Here is a 6,059-nt window from a genome sequence, read left to right on the forward strand (position 1 = left end):
CCGCCGCCTGGTCATGTCCATCGCGGTCGGTATCGGCCTGCAGCTGGGCCTGGATGTGACGATCCAGTTCACGCAGCTGTACATCACCGGCACCCGACGCCACTGGGACGGCAGACGTTCGGGTGGCGCCGTGCTGGCGGGGCTGATCGGCGGGGTCGTCGGGCCGGTGGTGTTCGCCGGGATGAGCAAGGCGATCACCAGGACGCTGGGCGCCCGGAAGGGCCCGGATGTGGGCGACCGGTGGATGGGATCGATCCCGGGTCAGGTGTTCGTCGGCGCGGCGACGGAGTTCACCGCGGAGCAGCTCGCCGATCTGATCATGAACGGGCGTATCCAGCAGTCCGACCACCCGTGGGCTGCGGCGTCGGCGGGTGCGATCGACGGTGCGGTCGAGGGCGGCGTGGATAAGCTCGGGGGATGGATCAGGGGCCGGCGTGACGGGGCGTCGGCGGGGCTGGACGGCGACATCGGGAAGATCACGATGCCGTCGTGGGATGTGGTGCTGGGGTCGGTCCGCGACGTCCCCGGCCTGGGCGGCCCCGGCGGGGGTGGGGTGTTCGCGGCGGGGTTGCTGCCGGGTCTGGAAGGCGGCCCGGACCGGATCGAGGGCCCGGCGGGCGCGCGAGGCGAGTTCGGGTTCGACGGGGTGTTCTCGCCGGCCGGGTCGTGGTTCGCCGGCAGGGTCACTTTCACCGGGGTATGGCACCGCCCCGACGGCACCGTACTGGCCGGGCACTACACCGCCACGGGTCGCATCGCCGGAACCTTCGACGGCACGTTCACCGCCACCGCCCTCACCCGACACGACAACGTGATCATCGGACAGGCTGCCGGGACCGGCCGCATGGACGCCGTGTTCGCCCTGTCCGGAACATTCACCCCCACACCCGCGACAACGGTCCCCACCAGCACGGCCACCGCCGGCGGCACCGCCCCGGCGTCCGGCGCCGCATCCACGCCCGCCACCGTCCGCGCCGTCGAGACCCTACGCACCACCACGACCGGCACCACGCCCACCGGCACCGACACGACCACGACCGCCGCGGCAGACATCCGCGCCGAACCCGCGCACAACACCGCCGTCACCCCGACCACCACCAGCCATGCCGCCCCCGATCCAGACGTCGGTGCCGGTGCGTGGCCGGAGGCGTCAGGACCGCGCACAGTCACCGACACCGTGTCGGTATTCGGTGGACAGACCACCGCCACGCCCGCGCAGGCCGCCCCGCAACGGATGCCGAATGACCCCGCAGCCGACGGGCCGGGTGCCGCGACGACGGCTGCCAAGCCGTCCGAAGGCGACCGCAACGACGCACCATCCGGCCGCCCTGTGCCCCCAGACCGAGCAGGTGACACCATTGCCGCCGACCCGACCGGCACGCATCCCCCCAGCGCCAGGGGCACCGAGCTCGACTGGTCCGGGGCGCTGGTGGCCGGGCCGGTTCCGCTCGTGCCGACACGACTGCTGTCCCCGACGGCCGGCACCGCCACGCCCCAACGCCCCATCCGACCTGTACGGCAGGCGCCGGCCGGTGATGTCCGGGCGCGGCTGGAGCGGGTGAACCCGCTACGCGACAGTGACATCGCCGGGTTCCGGACCAACTGCGTGCTCGCCGCGATCGTCGGCGACATGGTCTGGACCGAAACCGATCCGGATGTCGCAGGCTACCAAGTGCCTTCCGCCGACCATGCGCCGTTGCGGCACCTGGTCAACTACGCGCGGGATGTCGACGAGGTCGGGCATGGCTTCGTCCGGGTCGAGGGCGGGGCCGAGACGGTCGCCGCGGCTGTGGCCGCGACCGGTGACGGACGCGGCTTCATGGCCATGAGCCGCCCCGACGACCGCTGGCATGTGATCAACGTGTTCCACGTGCATGGTGCGGCCGTGTTCTTCGACGTGCAGTCCGGTGAGCAGGTGCAGCCGTCCGAGGTGAACGGACTGGTGCTGTTCCTATCCCTGGACAAGGCTCTGGTCGTCCCCGGCGAGGCGGTGACGGAGCCGGAACTGGAGGGGATGCAGGCCGGCAGCACGTCCGGGTCGTCCGACCCCCACGTCGACGAGCTGCCTGCTTCGGGCTGGACGCGCGTCGACGAGGGATTCCTGCACCGCTCCGTCGATGTGCTGTTCCGCGTCGATGGCCGGCGGCGGGCGTTGTCCATCCGTGACCTCACACCGAGCACCCGGCCGTCGTCGCAGGATCATGACAGCAGCCCGACGCCACGGGTGGACATGCTCGGGCTCACCTTCGCGGCCGCCGCAGGTCCAGCGCATGTGCCAAGCCCGCGGGCGGCGTACGGCGACTTGCATCGCAGGTCCGGCACATCCAATCGGGAGCTGACCGAGCCTCGTGCGACTCGGGCGACCGGGCCAGGCTCTCAGCCCGTTTCGGTGGACCGGACGGCTCCCGGGGTCATCGACATGATTATCGGCTATGGCGCGGATAGCGACTTTTCCGACGGCGTCATCGGGACCGACAGCAGCGGTGAGAGTCCGGCCGGCAGTATCTCGGATCAGTGGGCCGCGACAGCCGAGGCGAGCTCGCTGTTCACCGATGGCGACGACCGAGACTCCGGTCTCCTGGAGCTCTACGAGGGGATCACCCAGCGGAGGCAGGCCGCAGCCGAGGCCGCTGCGAGGTTGAACCGCCTGGCTGAACGCCACGGCTTCGAACCGATCGCTGCGGCCATGAGGTACGTGCAGGCCCACGAGTTGCAGCATCGCGACCCCCGCATGCTCGACGATCACCAGTTCGAACGGCTGCAGATCCTCCATCGCGAAGCCGCGCAGACTCAGCAGTCGTTACGGGACGCGGCCCGGCGGACGCAGGCGACAATGCGAGGCCGGGCGAATGGACTGCGCACCTACTCCGCCCGAGTCCGGGACGTGGCCCGCGGCGCTGCCCGAACGTTCTTCATCCCCACGCCCGCCGGCATCCGAGCCCGTGCCCGCACCCGTGCCCTCCTGAAGAACATGGTCAACGACGTCGGCTCACGCGAACTGCGCGATCGGCTCGGCTACGTCGTCGACGAGATCCAGCGGCTGGACAGCCGGGGCATCCGGCGTACGGCTGCGGAGAGCCGTGACAGGAAGGTTCTGCGACAGGAGCTGACCGGCACGCTGACCCACGAGATCAGCCGAGCCCTGGTCGAGCGCGCCGACCGCCTGGATCGGGACGCGGACACCATGGCGGAGGACCTCCACCAGATCGTCCTGGCTGAAATCGGGGAACATCACTGGCTGCGAGTCTCGCATGACCTCGCCGGCGAGGTCACCGCCGAGGTGAAACGGCTGCTGCCGCGGGGGCCGGTCCAGAATCGCCACACAGACGACGAGTATGGGGACGCGGACGTGAAACTGGCCGAGGAGGCCCGCAACACGAAGTATCTGAAGGACCCTGCCTTGACCGACACTCTCTTGTCGATAGGACGCTCGGCATACCTGGCCCAGTACTTCCACGTGGGCGATCGCGATGAGCACGCGGCGCTGGCGTTCGCTCTGCTCTGGGACGACCCACGACTGAGCGGCGTGCCGATCACTCGCCTGCGGAACGACGGCCACGTATTCGTCATCATCGGACCACCCCTGCACCCCAACACACCGGTCGTCGACGCTTGGACGCATCGGCCCGGCTCACCCGCCGCGAACCGTTTCAGCAACTTCCTCGACCTGCGCGGTATCAGCAGCATCTTCACCGCGACGCCCCAGCAGACCGATCTCCTCGCTCGCGGCAGGGATCAGATCCACACAGACCTTCTGCCACTTTCCCGAATCCCACGACCCCGCGATTCCTCCAGCACCGATTCCTTGCTCGACGGCCCGCGCCCAGCTCACAACACGGACGTCCGTAGCGCCACCACCTATGTCAGCAGCCCCACCCTCATCGCCTACGACCTCGGCCATTCGGATGGTGTCATCGGGTCGGACAGCAGTGACGACGACGCCTTTTTCGGGTATCCCCGCAATTCGGATGGTTTCAGCGAATCCGGGAGTGGTAGGGACGACGGCTTTGACGGGGATCCCGGCGATTCCGGTGGTGTCATCGGGTCGGACAGCAGTGACGACAGCGGTGCTGGAGTGGACCTCGGCGATGCCGATAGTGTCATCGAGAGCGACAGCGACGGCTACAGCTTCAGCATCGGCGGCGGCGACAGCTACATCGTCCCCCGCGACCGCGGACCCGACAGCGACGGCGACAGCCACAGTTTCAGCATCTAGCGGCGGAGTGACGGCGCAAGCCTCGAGCCGGAAACGGGGGTGCGTCCGCACCCTCACGACGTGCAGCATGGTGCCTGCCACGGCGGATCGTCACCGTGGGGACCGACGGACGGAGTGAAGAGATGGACCCCGAGCACGAGCCGGTCAGCAGGCAGAACCGGAACGACGCGGCACGGATGATCGACTTCCAGCGCGCGTCGCAGCGGCGGCAGGCCGAGCGGGTCGTCGACACCCCGGTCGGCTTCGCGGTCTTCAGCGGCCGCTACCGGCACTCATACGACCACAACAAGTTCGTGGTCACCGGCGGAGATGTGCCGACGGTGCTGGACACCGCGGAACGGCTGCTCGCCGACGAGGGCCTCCAGCACCGCTACATCGTCGTCCACGACGAGCAGCTCGGCGAGGCGCTCGCCCCGGCCCTGATCGAGGCCGGCCACACGCACGAGCGCAACGTGCTGATGCGCCACGACGGCCGGGCGCCCGAGCGCCGTACGGCCGACGTGGTGGACGAGATCGCCCTGGACGAGCTGCGCGCATCCGACCACGAGTCCTGGCTGGCCGAACTTCCGCAGGCCAGCGCCGAGGCGATCGGGCACCTGGTCGAGCGCCGGGTGACCCGGTTGCGGGCCGCGCCGCAGGTGGCCTTCCTCGGTGTACGCGAGGGCGGCCAGGTCGTGGCGCGCGCCGACCTGTACGTCGACGCCGCGGCGGGCGTCGCCCAGATCGAGGACGTGCACACCCAGCCCGATCACCGCGGTCGGGGCCTGGCCGGGGCGGTGCTCGCCACCGGCCTGCAGCGCGCCCGGCAGGCCGGATGCGACCTGGTGTTCCTGGAGGCGAGCGCCGACGACTGGCCGCGGCGCTTCTACGCCCGGATCGGCTACCAGGAGCTGGCGGTGACGCACCTGTTCTGCCGCGTGCCCGGCTGAGCCACCGGACCGCGCCGGGTCAGGAGGCGTACGCCAGGGCCGTCGCGGCGACGACCGGAGCCAGGTAGAGCAGCGGGAACGGGACGTGCGCGTACGACCGGGCGCGCACCACCGTGATCACCGCGCCGGTGAAGTAGAGCACCAGCCCGATCCCGGCCAGCAGGCCGATGACGGGGACGAACAGCCCTGCCAGCAGGCCCAGCGCGCCCGCGGCTTTGGCCGGCCCGAGCCAGGTCCACCACGAGCGCGGCACGCCGTAGTCGGCCAGCGGCTCGACGACCCACCTGGCTCCGGTCAGGACGGACCAGGCGGAGAAGCCGACCCAGGCGGCGGCGATGGTGACGACGGTGGCGGTGGTGGACATCAGCGGTGCTCCTCTGCGTGCTGCGATGTGCTCTCACCGGGATGACTCGCCTCGGCGCACGTTGGTGACAGGCCGACCGGATTCTCCTTGACCGCGGAGCCCATCCCACCCGAGATCGTTCGACTTGCCCGGCACCCGTGCGTATCTTGAGCGCGCATTCGCCAACCTGCCTGGCAAGTCCGCCGATCTTGGGCGGGATGGGCTTCGTCCGGGTCCGAGGGACCTGGGTCCGCCCAGGGAGCGGGGTGGGCGGGCCCGGCCGGGAACCCCACCCGGTCCGCGCCTGGCAGGTGCTGGAGATCGTCGGCCGTGAAAAGAAGATGTGGCTTGAGCTGCGTCGGCCTTGTGCCCGATCCGGGCCCATCCTTTTGGTCTTCCACGGTCAACGGACGGCCGATACTGTCATTTCGACCACGAACGGATGAGGTCGGGTGAGTGACCCCTCGACTTCCGGCAGGCGGCCGGCCTGCCGGCGTTTCGTCGTACCTGAAAGGACGCAAGCCGCATCATGTCCGAAACCCCTCTGTGGCTGCAGGGCCGCACCGCCGTC

At 70.0% G+C, this 6,059-nt stretch carries 3 protein-coding genes; 2 read left to right on the forward strand and 1 reads right to left on the reverse strand.

The annotated features are described in order from the left end of the window. Positions 1-13 precede the first annotated feature (13 nt). Positions 14-4,216, forward strand: coding sequence for a hypothetical protein (locus tag Cco03nite_RS41480; protein ID WP_203699543.1), 4,203 nt, complete (start codon positions 14-16; stop codon positions 4,214-4,216). Between the two features lie 122 nt (positions 4,217-4,338). Further along, entirely contained in the window at positions 4,339-5,145 is an 807-nt protein-coding gene (locus tag Cco03nite_RS41485) for a GNAT family N-acetyltransferase (protein ID WP_203699544.1), read from the forward strand. Between the two features lie 19 nt (positions 5,146-5,164). Here Cco03nite_RS41485 and Cco03nite_RS41490 read toward each other — a convergent pair whose 3' ends face one another. Then, complete coding sequence (locus Cco03nite_RS41490; RefSeq protein WP_203699545.1) at positions 5,165-5,509, reverse strand: DoxX family protein; 345 nt, start codon at positions 5,507-5,509, stop codon at positions 5,165-5,167. Positions 5,510-6,059 lie beyond the last annotated feature (550 nt).

Origin of the sequence: Catellatospora coxensis, from assembly GCF_016862635.1 — a bacterium.
Lineage (GTDB): Bacteria > Actinomycetota > Actinomycetes > Mycobacteriales > Micromonosporaceae > Catellatospora > Catellatospora coxensis.

What these genes read in the sequence shown, in the direction of transcription:
- Cco03nite_RS41480 (WP_203699543.1), top strand. Translation starts at nt 14, where the DNA reads ATGTCCATCGCGGTCGGTATCGGCCTGCAGCTGGGCCTGGATGTGACG.
- Cco03nite_RS41485 (WP_203699544.1), top strand. Translation starts at nt 4,339, where the DNA reads ATGGACCCCGAGCACGAGCCGGTCAGCAGGCAGAACCGGAACGACGCG.
- Cco03nite_RS41490 (WP_203699545.1), bottom strand. Translation starts at nt 5,509, where the DNA reads ATGTCCACCACCGCCACCGTCGTCACCATCGCCGCCGCCTGGGTCGGC.